Annotated in this window: 14 protein-coding genes; 12 read left to right on the forward strand and 2 right to left on the reverse strand. The window is 66.0% G+C overall.

All coding sequences use genetic code 11. From position 1 onward, the window contains the following. Positions 1-309 precede the first annotated feature (309 nt). From AC3A4T_RS23155 to AC3A4T_RS23210, 12 genes are all read left to right on the forward strand, one after another. Entirely contained in the window at positions 310-1,716 is a 1,407-nt protein-coding gene (locus AC3A4T_RS23155) for a hypothetical protein (protein WP_487677531.1), read from the forward strand. Between the two features lie 472 nt (positions 1,717-2,188). Further along, positions 2,189-3,694: an NBR1-Ig-like domain-containing protein gene (locus AC3A4T_RS23160; RefSeq protein WP_487677532.1), complete on the forward strand. Its 1,506-nt coding sequence runs from the start codon at positions 2,189-2,191 to the stop codon at positions 3,692-3,694. A gap of 397 nt (positions 3,695-4,091) precedes the next feature. After that, complete coding sequence (locus AC3A4T_RS23165) at positions 4,092-5,117, forward strand: glycosyltransferase family 2 protein (RefSeq protein WP_487677533.1); 1,026 nt, start codon at positions 4,092-4,094, stop codon at positions 5,115-5,117. Between the two features lies 1 nt (position 5,118). Then, positions 5,119-6,054, forward strand: coding sequence for a glycosyltransferase family 2 protein (locus AC3A4T_RS23170; RefSeq protein ID WP_487677534.1), 936 nt, complete (start codon positions 5,119-5,121; stop codon positions 6,052-6,054). A gap of 325 nt (positions 6,055-6,379) precedes the next feature. Beyond that, positions 6,380-8,788 carry a penicillin-binding protein 1B gene (gene mrcB / locus AC3A4T_RS23175; protein ID WP_487677535.1) on the forward strand — a complete coding sequence of 803 codons (2,409 nt, stop codon included), beginning with the start codon at positions 6,380-6,382 and terminating at the stop codon, positions 8,786-8,788. Between the two features lie 51 nt (positions 8,789-8,839). Beyond that, positions 8,840-9,421 (forward strand): hypothetical protein, encoded by a 582-nt coding sequence (locus AC3A4T_RS23180; RefSeq protein ID WP_487677536.1) that lies wholly within the window; start codon positions 8,840-8,842, stop codon positions 9,419-9,421. A 7-nt stretch (positions 9,422-9,428) separates the two neighbouring features. Continuing rightward, positions 9,429-11,567 (forward strand): DNA repair helicase YoaA, encoded by a 2,139-nt coding sequence (gene yoaA, locus AC3A4T_RS23185; RefSeq protein WP_487677537.1) that lies wholly within the window; start codon positions 9,429-9,431, stop codon positions 11,565-11,567. A 16-nt stretch (positions 11,568-11,583) separates the two neighbouring features. After that, on the forward strand, positions 11,584-12,021 hold the full coding sequence (locus tag AC3A4T_RS23190) for a VOC family protein (protein WP_487677538.1): 438 nt from the start codon (positions 11,584-11,586) through the stop codon (positions 12,019-12,021). A 467-nt stretch (positions 12,022-12,488) separates the two neighbouring features. Beyond that, complete coding sequence (tsaB, locus tag AC3A4T_RS23195) at positions 12,489-13,217, forward strand: tRNA (adenosine(37)-N6)-threonylcarbamoyltransferase complex dimerization subunit type 1 TsaB (RefSeq protein WP_487677539.1); 729 nt, start codon at positions 12,489-12,491, stop codon at positions 13,215-13,217. 312 nt (positions 13,218-13,529) lie between these two features. After that, complete coding sequence (locus AC3A4T_RS23200; RefSeq protein WP_487677540.1) at positions 13,530-13,919, forward strand: hypothetical protein; 390 nt, start codon at positions 13,530-13,532, stop codon at positions 13,917-13,919. Between the two features lie 274 nt (positions 13,920-14,193). Further along, positions 14,194-16,059 (forward strand): RHS repeat-associated core domain-containing protein, encoded by a 1,866-nt coding sequence (locus AC3A4T_RS23205; protein ID WP_487677541.1) that lies wholly within the window; start codon positions 14,194-14,196, stop codon positions 16,057-16,059. A gap of 12 nt (positions 16,060-16,071) precedes the next feature. After that, positions 16,072-16,428: a hypothetical protein gene (locus AC3A4T_RS23210; protein WP_487677542.1), complete on the forward strand. Its 357-nt coding sequence runs from the start codon at positions 16,072-16,074 to the stop codon at positions 16,426-16,428. A 1,077-nt stretch (positions 16,429-17,505) separates the two neighbouring features. Here AC3A4T_RS23210 and AC3A4T_RS23215 read toward each other — a convergent pair. Both AC3A4T_RS23215 and AC3A4T_RS23220 read right to left on the reverse strand, forming a co-directional pair. Continuing rightward, the gene (locus AC3A4T_RS23215; RefSeq protein ID WP_487677543.1) at positions 17,506-17,763 is read right to left on the reverse strand and encodes a hypothetical protein; all 258 of its coding nucleotides are present in this window, start codon (positions 17,761-17,763) and stop codon (positions 17,506-17,508) included. Between the two features lie 198 nt (positions 17,764-17,961). Then, positions 17,962-19,020, reverse strand: a complete 1,059-nt coding sequence (locus AC3A4T_RS23220) for a cytochrome-c peroxidase (protein WP_487677544.1) — start codon at positions 19,018-19,020, stop codon at positions 17,962-17,964. Positions 19,021-19,095: the final 75 nt, after the last annotated feature.

Here is a 19,095-nt window from a genome sequence, read left to right on the forward strand (position 1 = left end):
GCGCACAAGCGGTCGTTCGCGGTTGGAATGCCGCAACGAGCGGAATTGAATGCGGTCGCAGGGTGATCGGGAATCGCTTCCCGGTCACTTGCGGGGCGTTATGCTTGCGCGGTGAAATCCCCGCCATCTTCCCCGACCGATTCCAAGCCAGCGCCTGTTTCGGGAAACGTCCGTATCGAGCCGACGGCGGGCGAGGGCTGGGGGCGACTGAACTTCGAGCGCAGGCCCGTACCTGCGGGCGAACGGGCCAAATCGCGATCGAGGCTGTGGTGGAAGTTGGGAGTGCCGATGGTGGCATTGGCTTTGATCGTGTCGGTCCCCCTGCGCCAGCCCCTGTCCGACCGGCTTTGGCCCGAGTCCCGGCTGCAGGCCCTGCATCAGCAAGCCGCGCAGGCCCTGTCCGAAGGCAAGCTGACCTCCCCAGACGGCCACGGCGCGCGCGAGCTGTATGAGGCGGCGCTGGCGCTGGACCCTGATCGCGGCGACGCGCGCCAGGGGCTGACGCGGGTCGGTGCGATGGCGCTGGTGCAGGCGCGCCAGGCGATCGACGGCGGCCATTTCGATTTCGCCCGCGAACGGCTGGAGCTGGCGCGCGAACTGGCGACGCCGCGCGACCGGGTCGAGGCGCTGGCGCGGCGGCTGCGCGAACGCGAGGCCGCGCATGCGGGACTGGACCGGCTGGTCGCGCAGGCGGCGAACGCGCGCGCGCAGGGCCGGCTCGACGGCGCGCCCGACGCGGCCTTGCCGCTGTACCTGCGGGTGCTGGAACTGCAGCCGCAACGCAACGACGCGCTGGAAGGCCGCGACGATACTCTGGCCGACCTGCTGCTACAGGCGCGGCAGGCGCTGGAGCACGGCGAACTCGCGCGCGGCGCGCAGGGCATCGCGCGGGTGCAGGCGGCCGATCCCGGCCACGCCGATCTGCCCGATGCCTTGAGCGTGCTCGAGCGCCATGTCGAACAACGCCGCCGCGACGCCGATCAGGCGCTGCGCCGGCAACGCCTGGACCGGGCGGCGGAGGCCTACCGCGACCTGCTCGCGATCCAGCCCGGCGACGAAGCCGCGCGGCGCGGCCTGGTTTCGGTCGCCAACGCGCATGCCGCGCTCAGCGAGCGCTACGCCGCCGACTTCCGTTTCGCCGATGCGCAAGCCGAACTGGAGCGTGCGCGCGAACTCGCGGTGGATGCGCCCGCGGTGACCCTGGCGCACCAGCACCTCGATCGCGCGCGCGAATCGCGCAAGCGTTTCGACCAGGAACCGCCGCTGGCGCGACGCCAGTCGCTGCGGCGCCTGCTCAACGAAGCCGCGGCGGCCGAGCAGCGCGGCGACCTGCTGACCCCGCCGGGCGACAGCGCCTACGACAAATTGCGCGCGGCGCAGGCGATTGCGCCGCAGGACCCGGCGGTGCGCGCCGCCGCGGCGCGCCTGCTGCCGGCGGCCAGGCGCTGTTTCGAAACCGAGCTCAGCGGCAATCGATTGGTGCGCGCGAGCGGCTGCCTGGATGCGCGGCGCGCGCTGGAAGGCGCGAGCGCGCCGGTGCGCGAAGCGGCGACGCGACTGGCGCAACGCTGGATCGCGGTCGGCGACGAGCGCCTGGGCGCCGGCGAACTGCACGCGGCGCGCAGCGCGCTGGACTCGGCGCGGCGGCTCGATCCGGGCGCGCCGGGGCTCAGCGAACTGGCCGCGCGCGTGCAGGCCGCGGCCGCGGCGAATTGAGCGCGCGCAGCCGCTAACGCGCTGCGCTTGCGCGTTGGCAGGGCAGGGGCGAGCGGCGACGCGGCGCTCGCCGGTTCGCGCGAAAACCGCTCTCAGCCCAACGCTCTTCGGCGTTGCGGGACAGCAGCGATCTGACGACAGCCGAGCCTGTTTCGCCGTGCATGAGGCGACGACCGGCCACGCGCGCGGTCCGGCCGCTCAATTCGATCCCGCGCGAATTTTTCGTCCGCACCGTTCTGTCGGCGCCTGCTCCGCACTGCCATATCCGCGCGCAGTGATCCCTTCCTCGCGTGTTTCGCGAGTCATGAATGCCCGCCGCCCGATGCCGCCGCTGACGCCGCAACCGGACGGTGGACCGGCGCGTCGGTCGCATCGGATCGGCGGATGTTTCGCGCGTGCGCCAATGGCCGCGCGCCGCCGCAGCGATTCCCGCACGCATTGTCGGCTCCCTTTCGTCATCAAAGGACTTTTCATGAAACGCACCGCATTAGTGTTGTCCCTGCTGCTGGCCGCCGCCGCGCCGCCGGCCGCGCGGGCCGAGGTCAAGTACTTCGGCTACTGGGCCAATAACGGCTATCAGCACGAGAACAAGGACCACACCAACATCACCCACGTCTGGACCGGCCGCGACAACGCCGCCGCGCGCGCGGCCATTCTCGGCGAGTTGCAGCAAGCCAGGGACAACGGCGTCAAGGCGGTGATTTCGGTCGACTCGTTCCTGTTCACCATTACCGGATCCGATTCCGATCCGATTTACAACCCGCGTCCCGACGCGGCCAGCGCGTTCGGCGCGCTGCTCGGCGACTTGGTCACCGCCGGTTACCTGGTGCCCGGCGATCCCGCGCGCAGCACGGTGGCCGCGTTCTATCCGATCGACGAACCGGAACTGCACCACTTGTCCGACCTCGGCGGCGTGGCCCATCCCGCGCTCGCCAACGCGATCGGCGTGATCCGCGCCGACAGCCGCACCGCCGGTATTCCGATCGCGATGATCCTGAGCAAGAAATTCCGCGACGCCGCGCAGGGCCTGCGCCTGGTCGACTGGGTCGGTGTCAACAACTACGGCGCCAACGACAGCGGCTACATCGACACGGTCGGCGACTTGCAGGACTACATGCGCCCGCAACAGCGCGAGATCATGGTCCCGCAAGCCGGCGTGGGCGGAATCCTCGACCACTCGCCGCACACGCCCGAGACCATGTACGCCGTCGGCAAGGCCGACCCGCGCGTGATCATGCTGCTGCCGTTCCTGTGGGGGCACGCGAATACCAGCGGCGTGCGCACCCATGCTTCGCTGAAGGCCTCGTACACCGCGATCGGCACCCAGGTGAAGTACGGCCTGATTGGCCAGTTCGTCGGCCAGAGCGTCAATCCGACCATGATCGGCGGCGTGCCGACCGCGGTGTCGGTGACGATGAAGAACCTCAGCAGCCAGACCTGGCCGCAAGGCGGCACCATCTCGCTGGGCTCGCAGAACCCGGGCGACAATTTCACCTGGGGCATGCACCGCGTCGCGCTGCCGCACTCGGTCGCGCCGCAGCAGAACGTCACCTTCAGCTTCAACGTGATTCCGCCGTCGACGCCTGGCAACTACAACTTCCAATGGCGGATGGTCGACGATGGCCGCGCCTGGTTCGGCGATCCCAGCGCCAATGTGGTGGTCAACGTCAAGCCGCGTCCCAGCGGCTCGATCAGCGCCAGCCCCAATCCCTGCGTGATCCCGATCGGCGGCTCGATCTGCACCGCGACCATCACCTGGAACAGCAACCAGCCCAACGCGCAGATCATCATCACCGATGCGCAGGGCAACAATCCGCAGCTGTTCGGCGGCGGCCAGAGCGGCAGCCAGAGCGCGCCGTGGATCGGCTTCGGCACGATCCGTTTCAACCTGGGCATTCCGGGTTACACCATCACCAGCGTCGACGTGCGCGGCGTGTCGGCCGGTGCGAAGGAGTCCGCGCGGACGGCCGCGCCGTAGTCGCGCACGGCTGAGCGCGCGGGGCCGGCTGCCACGGCTTTGCGCTGCGATCGCGCCGCGGCGGCGATCGGCGCGGCCCGATCAGTGCAGCGTCGGCCCCCGATCCATCGATCGGGGCGATTTGTGCCGGGGTTTGTGTTGCGGCCCCGGCCGTGGCCGCGCGACGGGTGGCCGGCCCGGGCGGCCCGGAGCGCGCGAACGCGATCGCCGTCGCAGCGCGGCGCCCGCGGATCGCCCGCGGGCGACCGTTCAGCGCCGCCGCTCCCGGCGGCGCGGCGCTGGGCGATAATGCCGGCCGTTTCCGCCGTCAGACCGCCCCGTTGCCTTTCGATCCGACCCTCGCCCTGTCCGCCGTCCGCGTCGCGCCGCGCCCGTTCGCCGCGCCGCCGGAGCGCTCATGGCGTTGAACCCTCGCCCGGCGCCGGACACGGTGGCGGTGGTGCTGTGCACCTACAACGGCGCGCGCTACCTGCCGCAGCAACTCGACAGCCTGCTCGCGCAGACCCTGGCGCCGCAGCGCATCGTGATCGCCGACGACGCCTCCAGCGACGGCACCTGGGCGATGCTGGAAGCCTTCGCCGAACGCGCGCGGGCGCGCGGCATCGCCGTGGACCTGCAACGCAATCCGCGCAACCTGGGCTATCTGCGCAATTTCGAGGCCGCGCTGCGCCGCGCCGGGGAAGCGATCGTGTTCCTGTGCGACCAGGACGATGTCTGGTACCCGAACAAACTCGCCGATTATCTCGAACAGTTTCGCGCCCGGCCGCGCTTGAACCTGCTGCACAGCGATTCGCGACTGATCGACGGCGAGGGCCGCGAACTGGGCCGGCGCATGTTCCAGACCCTTGAAGTGAGCGCCACCGAACTGGCCGCGATCCACGCCGGCCGCGGGTTCGAGGTCCTGGTCCGGCGCAATATCGTGACCGGCGCGACCATCGCGCTGCGGCGCGAGGTGTTGGCGCAGGCGCTGCCGATTCCCGATGTCGAACATCCCGAACTCGAACGCAGCGCCTGGGTCCACGACGAATGGCTGGCGCTGATCGCGGCCGCGATCGGCGAGATCGATTGCTTGCAAGCGCCGACGATGGGGTATCGCCAGCACGGCGGCAACCAGATCGGCGCGCGCCGGCGCAGCCTGATCGAGCGGCTCGGCGGCGGCAAGCAACGGCGCGAGTACATGCAGGCGATGGCCGCCAAGCTCGAGTCGTTGCGCGAGCATCTGCAGCGCGCGAATCTGGACGTGGGCGCGGCCAAGCGCGCCGCGCTCGACGCGCGCATCGCCCATCTGCGCCTGCGCCTGGACCTGCCTGCGAGCTTCGCCAAGCGCTGGCCGCTGGTGCGCGAAGAATGGCGCCAGGGCCGTTATCTCGATTACTCCTCCGGACTGCATTCGATGGTCTGCGACCTGCTGGGGCTGCGCTGACATGCAAGCCTCAGCGCCGGCCCAGGCCGCGGACGTTTGCGCCGCGATCGTCACCTACCACCCGCAGATCGACCTGCTCGACGAAGTCGTCGCCGCGATCAAGCCGCAGGTCGGGCGGGTGCTGATCTTCGACAACGCCAGTCCCGGCGAAGCGCTCGACGGGTATTTCGAACGGTTGCGCGGGCAGGGCGTGGACGTGGTCCGCGGCGAGCGCAACGTCGGCCTCGGCAGCGCGATCAACCACGCCGCGCGGGCCGCGCGCGCGGCCGGTTTCGCGCAATTGCTGCTGATGGACCAGGACAGCATCGTCGACCCGGACATGGTCGCGGTGTTGCAGCGCCATCTGCACCGCTTGCAGGCGCAGCACCCGGTCGCCGCGGTCGGGCCGCGGTTCCGCGACCAGCGCACCGGAGCGATCGCGCCGTTCGTGCGGATCGGATTTCCGCTCAACCACAAGTTTTACGGCGGCCCGGGCCAGGTCATCGACTGCGATTTCCTGATCACCTCGGGCACGTTGCTGCCGCTGGAGGTGTTGGACACGGTCGGCGGCATGGACGAAGGCTTGTTCATCGACAATGTCGACGTCGAATGGAGTTCGCGCGCCAAGTACCGCGGCTATCGCCTGTACGGCATCTGCGACGCCGGCATGCAGCACCGGATCGGCGAACTGGAGCCGGTATCGCGGCTGATTCCCTACCGCACCGTGGTCCACAGCCCGACCCGGCTGTACTACATGATGCGCAACCGCATCGCCCTGTACCGCCGCGTCGAAGTGCCGCGGCGCTGGGCCGCGCAGGATCTGCCGCGGCTGCTGTTGAAATTCGTCGGCACCGTGGTGTTGCTGAAGCCGCGTGGGGCTTATTTGAAGGCGATGCTGCGCGGCCTACGCGATGGCCTGCGGGGGCGGGACGGGCCGATGCCGCCCGCGCAGGACTAGCGCCGCCGCCCGACCTGGATTTGCTACGCGAAACCCCGAGCGCCTGGTTCGATTGCGATCGCACCGCTATGCGAGCCGACGCTCGTGGCCCCGGATCGCCGCGCAAACCCGCTGCAGGGCAAGCCGCGCTGGCAACCACATACCTTGTAGCCGTTAGCGCGAACGCCGAGCCGGCAACGCCGCGATTTACAAGCAAACCAGCCCAAATCCCTGAACCAGCGCTTATTCACGGGGTCTGAATGCGTCAGGCCCCTGCCATCCGACCCGGGCGCGGGCCATGGACGCCTGCGCTAGACTTGCCCGCGACTCCCTGTGTTGCATATCCGTGGCCCGAATCGATTACGACGAAGACGAACGCGACGACGACCGCGATGACAGCGCTCCGGCGCCGACCTGGCGCCGCCGTCTGGTGACCTGGGCCCTGGCCGCGATCGGCCTGGGGCTGGGGTTCCTGATTCCCTACACGCTCTACCTCAATCATGAAGTCGGCGAACGCTTCGGCCAGTTGCAATGGCAGCTGCCGACCCGGGTCTACGGGCGCCCGCTGGAACTCGCGCCGGGCCTGGCGCTGGACCCGGCGACGCTGAAGACCGAGCTGGACGCGGCCTCCTATCGCGAAGACGGCGGCGAACGCCCGGGCACCTACGCCCGCGACGGCGGCCGTTTCACCGTCGCCAGCCGCGGCTTCAACGATGTCGACGGCACCGTGCAGCCGCGCCGGATCGAAGTGGTGGTGTCCGGCGGCCGCGTCGCCGGCCTGCGCGACCTGACCTCGAAGAAGGCGCTCAAGGTCGCGCGCCTGGACCCGGCGCGCATCGCGACCTTGTACGGGCAGAAGCAGGAAGAGCGGCGGTTGGTTCGTATCGAAGAGGTGCCGGAACTCTTGGTCACCGGCCTGCAGGCGGTCGAGGATCGCGACTTCAACAGCCACATCGGCATCGACATCACCGGCATGATCCGCGCCGCGTTCAAGAACGTCGCCGCCGGCCGCGCCAAGCAGGGCGCCAGCACCCTGACCCAGCAGCTCGCGCGCAGCGGCCTGCTCGGCATCGGCCAGGAACAGACCCTGACCCGCAAGGGCAAGGAAATCATCTACGCCCTGCTGATCGAGGCGCGCTACGACAAGCGCACCATCCTCGAGGCCTATTTCAATCAGGTGTATCTGGGCCAGCGCGGCTCGCAGGCGATCCACGGCGTGTCGGCCGCCTCCGAGTTCTGGTTCGGCCGCGACCTGCGCGATCTCAACACCGAGCAGATCGCGTTGCTGATCGGCATCGTGCGCGGCCCGTCCTACTACGACCCGCGGCGCAATCCCGAGCGCGCGCTGGGCCGGCGCAACTTCGTGCTCGGCGAGATGCTCGAGACCGGCCTGATCAAGCAGGACGAACACGACCGCGCGGTCAAGGCGCCGCTGGAGATCACCGCCAACCCCGGCAACATCGCCGCCAACCGCTTTCCGGCCTATGTCGACCTGATCCGCCGCCAGCTCGCTCGCGACTACCCGGCCGATGCGCTGGCCGGCGCCGGCCTGAGCGTGATGAGCGGGATGTCGCCGTCGGCGCAGGCGCAGGCCGAGGGCGCGGTCGCGCGCACGCTCAAGACCCTGGACAACAAGCGCCGGCCGCCGTTGCAGGCCGGCCTGGTGGTCACCGACGTGCACAACGGCGAAGTGCTCGCCGTGGTCGGCAGCCGCGAGTTCACCCAGCACGGCTTCAACCGCGCGGTCGAAGCGCAGCGGCCGGTGGGTTCGCTGCTCAAGCCGTTCGTGTACCTGCTCGCGTTGGCGCAGCCGGGCGAGTTCAACCTCAGCTCCTGGATCGACGACTCGCCGGTCACGGTCAAGCTCGGTCGCGGCCGCAACTGGAACCCGGGCAACTCCGACGGCCGCAGCCACGGCATGGTGCGGATGATCGATGCGCTGGCGATGTCCTACAACCAGGCCACGGTGCGCATCGGCATGCAGGTCGCGCCCGAGCGTATTTCGGCGCTGATCAAGACCCTGGCCGGGATCGAGGCGCCCGACAACAATCCTTCGCTGATCCTCGGCGCGGTCGATCAAAGCCCGTACGCGATGGCGCAGCTGTATCAGTTCCTCGCCTCGGGCGGCGAAATCCAGCCGCTGCACGCAGTGCGCGGCGTGCTCGACGCCAACGGCAAGGCGGTCAAGCGTTACGACAAGGAACCCGCGCCGGCGCAGGAGGGCGACGCGATCGCCGCGCGCCTGATCACCATCGCCCTGCAGCACGCGATCACCAACGGCACCGGCCGCCAGCTGATCGGCGACGGCCTGGGCCGCTTGTCGCCGGCCGGCAAGACCGGCACCAGCAACGACGGCCGCGACAGCTGGTTCGCCGGCTGGACCGGCGATCATCTGGCGGTGATCTGGGTCGGCAACGATCAGAACCAGGCCACCGGCCTGTACGGCGGTACCGGCGCGATGCGGGTGTGGTCGGCGATCTTCTCGCGCCTGCCCAGCGCGTCGTTGAAAGTCACCGACAAGGGCCTGGACTGGCAGTCGGTGGTCGGCACCAACACCACCGACGCCAGCTGCGCCGGCGCGCGCCGCTTCCCGTTCGTGGCCGGTTTCGCGCCGCAGTACGCGCCGTGCCCGGCGCCGCAGCCTGAAGCCGAGGAATCCGGTGGCGGCGGTTGGCGCGAATGGTTCGGCATCGGCCAGGACAAGGACGAACCCGCGCGCGAGCCGGCGCCCAATCCCCCGTCCCCGGAGCAGTAATCCATGAAGCGCAGTTCTTTCGCAGGCGCCATCCCCCGATGCGCCGCCCCGATGTTGACGACCGCGCTGCTGACGACCGTATTGGTTGCCTGCACGGTCGCGCCGCCGCAGCCCACCGCGCTGGCCGAAGCCTCGTTCAACGGCGAAGCCGCGGTGGCCAAGGTGGTCGCGGCCGGCGGATTGGAATCGCGCGAACTCGACGTGCAGCCGATCCGCGATCCGCAGGTCGAGGATCTGCGCCAACAGGCGACGCAATTGGAAAAGGCGCGCAAGTACCCCGAAGCCGCCGCCGCGCTCGATCACGCCCTGCAGCTCAACGCCAACGACCCGGCGCTGCTGCAGGAACGCGCCGAAGCCGCGCTGCTGCTGCATCGCCTCGACGATGCCGAGCGGTTCGCCCAGCAGGCCTTCGATTCGAGTTCCAAGGTCGGGCCGCTGTGCCGGCGCAACTGGACCACGATCGCCGAAGTGCGCAGCGCCAAGCTGTCCGGCGTCAACGCGGCGATGAAACTGGCCGAGCGTCAGGATCATTACGACGCGCTGGTTCCGCAGCGCACCCAGCTGACCGCATCGGCCCGGCAGGCCCAGGCCCAGATCGCCACCTGCACGGTCGCCGCGCCGGCGCGTTACTGAGGACGGCATGCCACAACCCAGCCGCCTCGGCGTCGCCACTCGTGCCGCGCTGAGCGAAGGCGGCGATCTCGCGCGCAACATCGCCGCGTTCGCGCCGCGACCCGCGCAACAGGACCTGTCGGTGGCGATCGCCGACGCGTTCGAAGCGCGTTCGACCCTGCTCGCCGAAGCCGGCACCGGCACCGGCAAGACCTTCGCCTATCTGGTGCCGGCGCTGTTGTCGGGATTGAAGACCATCGTCTCCACCGGCACCCGCGCGCTGCAGGATCAGCTGTATCACCGCGATTTGCCGCGGGTGCGCGACGCGCTCGGCGTGGGCCTGAAGACCGCCTTGTTGAAGGGCCGCGCGAACTATCTGTGCAAGTACCGCACCGAGCAAGCCAAGGGCGAGCCGCGTTTCACCAGCCGCGATTACGCCGCGCAGTTCCAGCGCATCGTCAGCTGGTCCGGGCGCACGCGCATGGGCGACCTGGCCGAACTCGACGGTCTGCCGGAAGACTCGCCGCTGCTGCCGATGGTCACCTCGACCGCGGAAAACTGCCTGGGCAGCGAATGCCCGATGTTCGGCGACTGCTTCGTGGTGCAGGCGCGCCAGCGCGCGCAGGCCGCCGACCTGGTGGTGGTCAATCATCATCTGCTGTTGGCCGATCTGGCGCTGAAGCAGGAAGGCTTCGGCGAAATCCTGCCGGGCGCGCAGGCGTTCGTGGTCGACGAAGCGCATCAGTTGCCGGATCTGGCCTCGCAGTTCTTCGGCGAAGCGATCAGTGCGCGGCCGCTGGTCGAACTGGCGCGCGACGCGCTGGCCGAATGCAAGAGCGTGACCGGTTCGCTGGCCAGCGTGCAGACGCCGTCGCGCGATCTCGAACAGGCGGTGCGCGGCCTGCGCGCGGCGATGGACGAACTGCCGGTGCGCGCGACCCGTCGCCGCGCCGCCGAAGTGCCGGCGGTCGAGGCCGCGTTCGACACGCTCGATGCTGCGTTGGGCACGATGCACAAGACGCTCGAACCACTGCGCGGCGCCGCGCCGGGCTTCGACAGCTGCCACGCGCGCGCGAAGGATTTCCAGACCAAGCTGCGGCGCTGGCGCGGCGGTCCGCCGCCGGTCGCGGCCGTGGTCGAGCCGATCGAAGAGGACGACGATTTCGCGCCGCCGCGTCGGATCGTCGCGGTCGAGCCCATCGCCGAATCTGAAGTCGAGTCCGTTGCCGACGAGCCGGCCGAAGACGACACCGAACAACCCCCCGCCGCGCCCGACACCAGCGTGCTGTGGTACGAACTCACCGCGCGCGGCTTCCGCCTGGCGCGCACGCCGCTGGATGTCGCCGCGCCCCTGGCCGAGCATCGCGAACGTTCGCGCGCGGCGTGGATCTTCACCTCGGCCACGCTCGCGGTCGGCGGCCGTTTCGAGCATTACGCGACCAAGCTCGGCCTGGTCGAACCCACGACCTTGCTCGCGCCCAGCCCGTTCGACTGGGCCGAACAAGCGTTGCTGTACCTGCCGCGCGGCCTGCCCGATCCGGCCGTGCGTCACTACAACGAGAGCATGGTCGATCGCCTGCGCCCGGTGCTCGAAGCCTCCGGCGGCCGCGCCTTCGTCCTGTTCGCCTCGCACCGTGCCCTGCGCGAAGCGGCCGAATTGCTGCGCGACGGCCCGTGGCCGCTATTCGTGCAGGGCGAAGCGCCGCGGCACGTGCTGCTCGAACGCTTCCGCGCCTCCGGCAACGGCGTGCTGCTTGGCGCGGCGAGTTTCCGCGAAGGCGTGGACGTGGCCGGCGAAGCGCTGAGCGTGGTGGTGATCGACAAACTGCCGTTCGCCGCGCCCGACGACCCGGTATTCGAAGCGCGCCTGGACGCGATCCGTCGCGGCGGCGGCAACCCGTTCCGCGACGAACAACTGCCGCAGGCGGTGATCGCGCTCAAACAGGGTGCCGGCCGCCTGATCCGCAGCGAGACCGACCGCGGCGTGCTGGTCCTGTGCGACCCGCGCCTGCTGTCGAAGAGCTACGGCAAGACCTTCCTCGACTCGCTGCCGCCGCTGCCGCGCACCCGCCAGGTCGAGGACGTGGGCCGGTTCTTCGCCGGCGAGCCGCTGGTACTAGAATCGGCCACATCGGCCTCGTCCGACGACGACTACTACTACCAATGACCGCGAGGGCAGGAGCATGACCGAGCAAGAGCCGGGCGAGGCCGCATCGTCGCCGCCGCCAGCCGAGCAGCGCAAGCCGCGCGTGCATGGTCTGGGCGGCGTGTTCTTCAAGGCCCGCGACCCGGCCGCGCTGTCGGCCTGGTACGGCCGTCATCTCGACGTCGGCGGTCAGGACTGGGGTGGCGCGATGTTCGGGTGGAAGCGCGAGGACACCGGCGAGGCGGCCTACACCGTATGGTCGCCGTTCGCCGAAACCACCGAGTACTTCAAGCCCAGCGACAAGCCCTACATGATCAACTTCCGCGTCGACGACCTGGCGGCGACCTTGCAGTCCTTGCGCGAAGAAGGCTGTCAGGTGCTCGATCGCTACGAGGAAAGCGAGCAGGGCAAGTTCGGGTATTTGGTCGATCCGGAGGGCGGGTTGATCGAGTTGTGGGAGCCGGGTGCGGAGTGATGTGGTGATGGTGGAATGATCGAGGCGGATTCGATCGTTGTTCCGCTCAAGGTGGGCTCTGCGTTACTTCGCCGAAGCCGAACATTCAGAGACTTCAGCGTTCCTTCCAATCCGTCATTCCCGCGAAGGCGGGCTCTGCTTTACTTCGGCGCAGCCGAATATCCAGAGACTTCAGCGCCCTCTTTCCAGAACGTCATTCCCACGGACGCGGGAATCCCACGCCACCTTTCTAGATCGCCATCCCCATTACGGTAGGCTCTGTTTTTACTTGGGCGAAGCCAAACAGCCAAAGACTTCAGTGCCATCCCTCCAGAACGTCATTCCCGCGAAAGCGGGAATCTAGCGACTTTCGTGCGAGAACGCTTAAAGTCACTGGATTCCCGCTTTCGCGGGAATGACGAGCAATAGCAACGGCAAAAGAACGAAGCCGTAACCAATCCTCATCTTTCCCCGTATCACCCGAGCCCATGAACCTCCTAGCCTTCGAAACCGCCACCGAAGCCTGCTCCGTCGCCGTATGGCTCGACGGCGAAGTGCATGAGCGCTTCGAACTCGCGCCACGCCGCCACGCCGAACTCTCGTTGCCCTGGGCCGAGCAACTGCTGGCCCAGGCCGGAATCAAGCGCAGCCAACTCGACGCCATCGCGATCAGCCGCGGCCCCGGCGCGTTCACCGGCGTGCGTCTGGCGATCGCGATCGCCCAGGGCATCGCGCTGGCGCTGGACAAACCGATCGTGCCGGTATCGACCCTGGCCGTGCTCGCCCTGCGCGCGCATCACCTCGAGCCGCAAAACCGAAGCACCGAACCGCAACGCGTATTCGCCGCGATCGACGCGCGCATGGGCGAGGTCTATACCGCCGCCTACGAACTGCGCGACGGCGACGCGTTCGCGCTGGACGAAGAAATCGTGATCGCGCCCACCGCCGCGGTCGTGCCGGGCGAATACAACGGCTGGCTCGGCGTAGGCACCGGTTTCGCCGCCGCCGAAGGCGCGTTGCGCGAGCGCCTGGGCGAGCGCTTCGCCGCGATCGACGCGCAGGCATTGCCGCATGCCGCCGACCTCGCCCGTCTCGCCGCGCAGGCCTATGCGTGCGGCGAAGCCATCGCGCCGGAACGGATCGAACCGGCGTATCTGCGCAACAACGTCGCCTTGACCATCGCCGAGCAAGCCGCGTTGCGCGCTAAAGCGAAATAGCGCCTCAATAGCCGATGCCGTGCGCCGCCGACCAAGTCGCGAGGTCCACCCTCAAGTCGAGCCTTGCCTCGGCATGATCGCCGACCCAGACCATTGCGCATCGCGATCTGGATGAAGCAGCCGCTGCTGCTTCCCGCGAAATTCGAAGTTACGCTGCATCACTGAGTAAAGTGATTTTTCGAAACACACGATGTGTCTGTGTGGCACGTATAGTCAACCTATGTGTAAAAAATACGCTCCGCTTATGTCTTGAATTTGGTCTGCCCATGGTGCGACAACACAAGTCCGCATCGTTCGGTCAAATCCAGGTCAATGAACAAGATCGGTTTTGTTTTTTTCGCGACGCTGGCATGCGCGTCGTTGAGCGTGGGCTGCGACAACAAGGTCGCCGGCCCCAGCGCCGCGGCCACGACGACGAGCGCGGCTGAACCAGCCAAGGCATCGGAGTTGACCCTGTTCGCGCTCGACGTCGGCGTCGCGTCCAATCCCGACGGCACGGTGGTGCCGCTGACCCAGTTCCTGCCCGGCGAAAAGATCATCGCCTCGCTGCGCACGCAAGGCGCGGCGAAGGGGGTACCGGTGTCGGTCAAGCTGATCGAGATGAGCAACGGCCAAGTAGTGGGCGAGCAGCGCACCGACCTGACCTTGAGCGGCGCGGCGACGACCAACCTGGAATTCGTCAAGCAGGGCGCAGGCCAGTAGGTACCGGGGCGCTATGTCATGGAAGTGGCGATCGCCGGCAAGCCGGCGGGGCGACAAGAAATCGAAGTGACCCAGACACTGCCGGAAGGCGCGCGGCCCAAGCCGCCGGCCGGCGCGTAAGATCACCGATCCGCTGAATCGTAATGTCCAGATCGTGTGTAACCTCGCTGGTCAGCCACTGACGACAATCGATGCGAAGGGTCACACAACAACCTACCGCTACGAAGGCGGCGCGCTGACGTCCGTAGTCGACCCGTTGGGCCGCGCCACGGGCATGGCCTATGACACGTTGGGTCGGTGGGTAGTGGTGCGTGATGTGGAAGGCCGCATCGGAAGGCGCAGCTACGACAACAATGATCGGGTACGCAGCTTGACCGATCCGATGCAGCGGACCACTGAGATCAGTTACGACAATAACGGCAACGTCTCGGCCATCCTTTTGCCGCATGGCAACGGCATCACCTACGTCTATGACGAGCGCGACCGGTTAAAGGAGCGGCGCGACAGCCTGGATCAGGTCGATACCTGGACCTATTTCGACGGCGATCGAATCAAAACCCATAAGAATCGTCGTGATCAAACCTCGATTTTCAGCTACGACACATTGGGGCGACCTGAAAAGGCAACGCTGCCGGACGGCAGCATTCAGACCTTCGTGTACGACGCCGCCGACCGCCGTCGCCAGCTGATAGATACGGCCGCTGGAACACTGAGTTGGGAGTACGATGAGTTCGACCGCGTGCGCAGTGAAACCGGTGCTGCCGGTACGGTGACCTACGATTACGACGAAGTAGGGCGCCGGGTCGGCATGACCGCCGGTAGCCAGGCGAAGGTCGAATACCGCTATGACGATGGCGACCAGTTACGTCGGATATTGCAAGGCTCAGAAGAAGTCGCGTTCGAGTATGACGACATCGGGCGCCGCGAGATCATGACATTGCCGAACGGAGTGGTCGCCGCATATGACTTCAATGAGGCCAGCGAATTGACTGGGCTGGCATATGCCAGCAGCGCCGGATCGATATTGGGTTCGGTGGGCTATGGGTACGACCGAGTGGGCCGGCGCGTCGCACAAACTGGCTCGTGGGCCAACAGCCTGTTGCCAGCTGCGAGCGACGGTAATGCGTTCGACGACAATCATCGGCAGATCCAGTACCAAGGCCAAGCGTTGAGCTACGACTCCAATGGCAACTTGATCGGCGACGGCACCCGCACCTACGTGTGGAACAGTCGTGATCAGTTGGTGGCCATCCAGCAGGACGGCCAGACGATCGCCAACTATGCATACGATCCGCTGGGCCGTCGAATCGGAAAGACCGAGAACGGCCAGACGACACAATATTTGTACGATGGCTTGGACGCGGTGCAAGAAACCCGTGGAGCAACGGTCAGTGGCATATTGACCGGTCTTGGTATCGACGAGCGTTTTGCGCGGACTGACACGTCAGGCCGGACCTACTTTCTGACCGACGCATTGGGAAGCACGAAGGCGTTGTCGAATGCGAGCGGCGCGGTGGTGCAACGTTACGACTACACACCCTATGGGCAGACGCAGGCGGCGCAAGGCGGATTCAATAATCCGTACCAGTATACGGGTCGCGAGTTGGACGGGAGCGGGCTGTATTACTATCGAGCACGCTACTACCATCCGGGGATGGCGCGATTTATCAGCGAGGACCCGATCGGGTTGGCAGGTGGACCTAATTTTTATGCTTATGCTGGTGGAAATCCCGTTCGCTTCAGTGATCCCTTGGGGTTGGATTTCTTGGGGAAATGTCTGGCCCAACATTATTTGGAAAAATATGGCGCAGATGCCTGGTGGAAGATTATAGGTCTAAGGGGAGGTAGTGATGGCGAAGTGCTGCCTGGTACTTCCGCTGAAGCCCTGCGTAATGCGGAGCACTATTTGTACAGTTATATGGAAGTCAGTAGCGACAGCTATTCCTGGGGTGTCATGCATGGGTTAACTGTTGGCTATCAAGCGTGGAAATTCTGGAGCAATGTTGGCGATTATCACGGTCTGCTTGATTCACCCTACATAAAATCCTGGCCCACGCACGATGAGTTGAAATCCGGAGTTGAGGGCGCTAACGATGCACTCTTCGGGAATAGTGAGAGGTCGAGCTGTGGGTGCGCGTGAGAGGAGCCGTGAATGCGAACTGTTGATCATTTTTGGTTTGTCTCTAAGGCGGTTGCTTGTTTCTATTTAATCTTTGGATTTAGTATGTCGTTACCATTAGTGCGGGAGTCGCACTGGGGAAGTGCTTTGGTTATTGCCGTGGCAGCGATATTCATGGCTTCCGGACATTGGCTTAGATTTTACTGGGCATTTCTTACGACGGCGTCGATCGGGCTGATAGTCAACTTTGCATCTGTCTTTCATTATTTTCCGGTGCCCTCTGGTTCAGGAGAGCGTGGCTTAAAATTTTTTTGCCTTACTTTCTTTGTTTTTGCTTTTATTTTATATATTTATTTCAATCAGCATAAAATGGTCGGCAAGAAATACTGAATGATTTGTTGCGACGTTGAAATGGCATCAGTTTTTGCTCGATCCGCTTGTAGGGCGGTGCGTATCTTTTTTAGGAAGTCGCTCTAGGATCCACGATAAAGCCAAGCTACTCCAGCCAAAAAATAAAGCGAAATAGACGCGCGAAAGTTGGCGTCGCGATACATCTTTGGTGTGGAGCACTTTAGGTCAAGCGATTATTTTTTTGCCCGATGCCTGAAGCGGCCAAGTGATGCAGTCGCTGCGGATTTAGTTGCCAGGCTAGGCACATCTGACTCACCAAGGCGGACATATGCACTGATGCTAGTGCTGCATAATATTTCGACGGGTCGGCAGAGCGACTACAGCATCGATCGCAGCTTTAGGGCAGAGCAAGAGTGCAATCGCTTTTTTGCGGCACACTCACCCTGTCATCGGCTAGCCACGGATATTGATGCTTTTTTCGAAAAGGCTAAAAAATGACCGCGGCGGCTAACAATTTGATCTAAAGCAGGCGCAGGTGATCGACTGCTACCTCTCGGCTTAGAAGGATGGGCCCGAGGCGCCGGGATATCTGGAACAGCGCAGCATCCGCTTGGTGGATACCATCTATCGCATCTCCCTGAGCTTCGCCAATCACGCTGCGCTTGCCGGCGATGAACCGCAAGGCCTAGGGCCAAGGTGCGCACACGATTTGCACGTGGACTTCAGGGCCGCGACTAGCGGCACTGGTAATGTGATCGGACAGTGGACCGCTAGTTGAGCAAGCCAAGGTCATGTCGGCACTTCAACTATGGGGCGCTTGCGGGCGTTACTCTGGACGCTGGGCTTGGTGGCTTCATCGCGCTTGCAGCGTAGGGACTTCCTTCACCGGATGCTTCTCAGGTAGTGCAAAGGAGTATCGGCTGGCCTTCCAGGGACAGCCGTTTCGGCCACCAGTAGCATTACCGGAACTCATATCGGCAAGGGCAGATGACTGCGAATTCCCGTCAAGCGCTTTGGTATGCCGCATTCGCCGTAGGCGCCCTGGTGTTTGCCGTATTCACGGCAAGCATCTCGTTGGAGCCGAGAGTGAGTGGGCCGTCTACCGGGGTGCGCGTTCTATTTGCATGCATAAGCGCGATGTTCGTATGTGCTGCCGTGGCTCACGGTGTGCTCGCTTTCGCTCTGTTCACGGGCTGGGTGGACTCGGTAGAGCGTTCTGGCACGACGGCGGTGCTTAGGGAAAACGGTGAGCTGGTTGCGCAAGGCGAGGTCCGGCTGGTCATAAAACTCGCCGAAGGGGTCGGCGGCGATCAGCCCGGTGGCGCTTGCGTGCTCTTCTTTTGCGGTCGGCGGCCATACGTGTGCCGTGTACATAGCTTCGTTCAGTTGCCTTGATCGATCAGGTCGATTGCGTCCACGATCATGACCTGGCAATCGGCGAGGGAGGCGGCGAATACAACGGGATCGGCTTTGTTGGCGATCTTGTTGTTAGGTCGTAGCGGCCGCTGCTGAGTACACATATGAGACGTTTATTGAACAGTGTCGCGTCCGCGCTGCCCTGGGGTGATTGCATCAGAGACGATCAGGGGCGGACAACGCCCGCAAGAACGCCAACAACTGCCGCCGCTCCTCCACCGTCATCGACAACGGTCGGCCCTTGCTGATGCCGCGGTAATACACCTCCTGGTCCACCGCCTCCTCCAGCGTCGCCACCGAGCCGTCGTGCATGTACGGCGCGGTGCGGGCGACGTTGCGCAGCGATGGGGTGCGGAAGGCGGCGAGGTCGGCGGGCTTGCGGGAGGCGATGAAGTGGCCGAGGCCGGCGATGTCGGCTTCGGTCAACACCGTTGCGCCGAGGTCGCGCTTGCCGTCCAGGCGCTGGATCAGGCCGGCGACCCGGCCGGCGATGGCGCTGTCGTTGACGCCCAGGTGGTGGAAGCGGTCGTCGGTGAAGCGCGCGCGGCCGGGTTGCAGTTGGTGGCAGTCGCCGCAGTTGGCCTTGCCGGTGAACAAGGCCAGACCGGCTTGCTGGTCGGCATCTAGCGCGGTGCGGTCGCCGGCCTGGAAGCGGTCGTAGGCGTTTTCGCCGCTGCGCAGCGTGCGCAGGTGGGCGGTGAGGGCGTGGGCGACGGCGTTGGCGGAGAGACCGCCGAGCTCGGCGAATGCGGCGGCGTGGCGTGGCTCGGCGGCGAGACGGCGTAGCAGTTCCTCGGTAGAAGCCAAGCCCATCTCGACTGGATTGGTCAGCGGCTGCAGCACCACGGTTTCCAGGCGCGATTCGCGGCCGTCCCAAAAGAAATGCTGCAACTCGCCCACGTCGAGCAGGCTCGGCGCGTTGCGGGTGCCGGCCTTGCCGCCGGTGCCGATCGAAACCGCGCGCGCGTCGGAGAACGCATACTCAGCGCGGTGGCAACTGACGCAACTGACCTGACCGTCGGCGCTGAGGCTTGGATCGGCGAACAGACGACCGCCAAGCGCGGCCCAGCGCGCGTCATTGTCGGCGGTCGCGCTTCGGCCCGCGTCGCTGGCCGCGGGCGCGGCGTCGCGGCCGCAGCCGCCGAGCATGATTGCGAGTGCGCCGATCAAGGTAAGGATCGAGCAGCGACGGGAGAAGCGATGGAGGACGCGCATGCGTTTGGATCCATGAAGCGGACGCTACCGGTACCGTGCCGGCGCGATGCTCACGATAACGCGGAGTGACCGCGA

Source organism: Lysobacter sp. Soil_N_51, assembly GCF_057655755.1.

Bases quoted from the DNA above. Each gene is read 5' to 3' on its own strand.
- AC3A4T_RS23160 (WP_487677532.1), top strand. From the start codon at position 2,189: ATGAAACGCACCGCATTAGTGTTGTCCCTGCTGCTGGCCGCCGCCGCG.
- AC3A4T_RS23165 (WP_487677533.1), top strand. From the start codon at position 4,092: ATGGCGTTGAACCCTCGCCCGGCGCCGGACACGGTGGCGGTGGTGCTG.
- AC3A4T_RS23170 (WP_487677534.1), top strand. From the start codon at position 5,119: ATGCAAGCCTCAGCGCCGGCCCAGGCCGCGGACGTTTGCGCCGCGATC.
- AC3A4T_RS23180 (WP_487677536.1), top strand. From the start codon at position 8,840: ATGTTGACGACCGCGCTGCTGACGACCGTATTGGTTGCCTGCACGGTC.
- yoaA (WP_487677537.1), top strand. From the start codon at position 9,429: ATGCCACAACCCAGCCGCCTCGGCGTCGCCACTCGTGCCGCGCTGAGC.
- AC3A4T_RS23190 (WP_487677538.1), top strand. From the start codon at position 11,584: ATGACCGAGCAAGAGCCGGGCGAGGCCGCATCGTCGCCGCCGCCAGCC.
- tsaB (WP_487677539.1), top strand. From the start codon at position 12,489: ATGAACCTCCTAGCCTTCGAAACCGCCACCGAAGCCTGCTCCGTCGCC.
- AC3A4T_RS23200 (WP_487677540.1), top strand. From the start codon at position 13,530: ATGAACAAGATCGGTTTTGTTTTTTTCGCGACGCTGGCATGCGCGTCG.
- AC3A4T_RS23205 (WP_487677541.1), top strand. From the start codon at position 14,194: ATGGCCTATGACACGTTGGGTCGGTGGGTAGTGGTGCGTGATGTGGAA.
- AC3A4T_RS23210 (WP_487677542.1), top strand. From the start codon at position 16,072: ATGCGAACTGTTGATCATTTTTGGTTTGTCTCTAAGGCGGTTGCTTGT.
- AC3A4T_RS23215 (WP_487677543.1), bottom strand. From the start codon at position 17,763: ATGTACACGGCACACGTATGGCCGCCGACCGCAAAAGAAGAGCACGCA.
- AC3A4T_RS23220 (WP_487677544.1), bottom strand. From the start codon at position 19,020: ATGCGCGTCCTCCATCGCTTCTCCCGTCGCTGCTCGATCCTTACCTTG.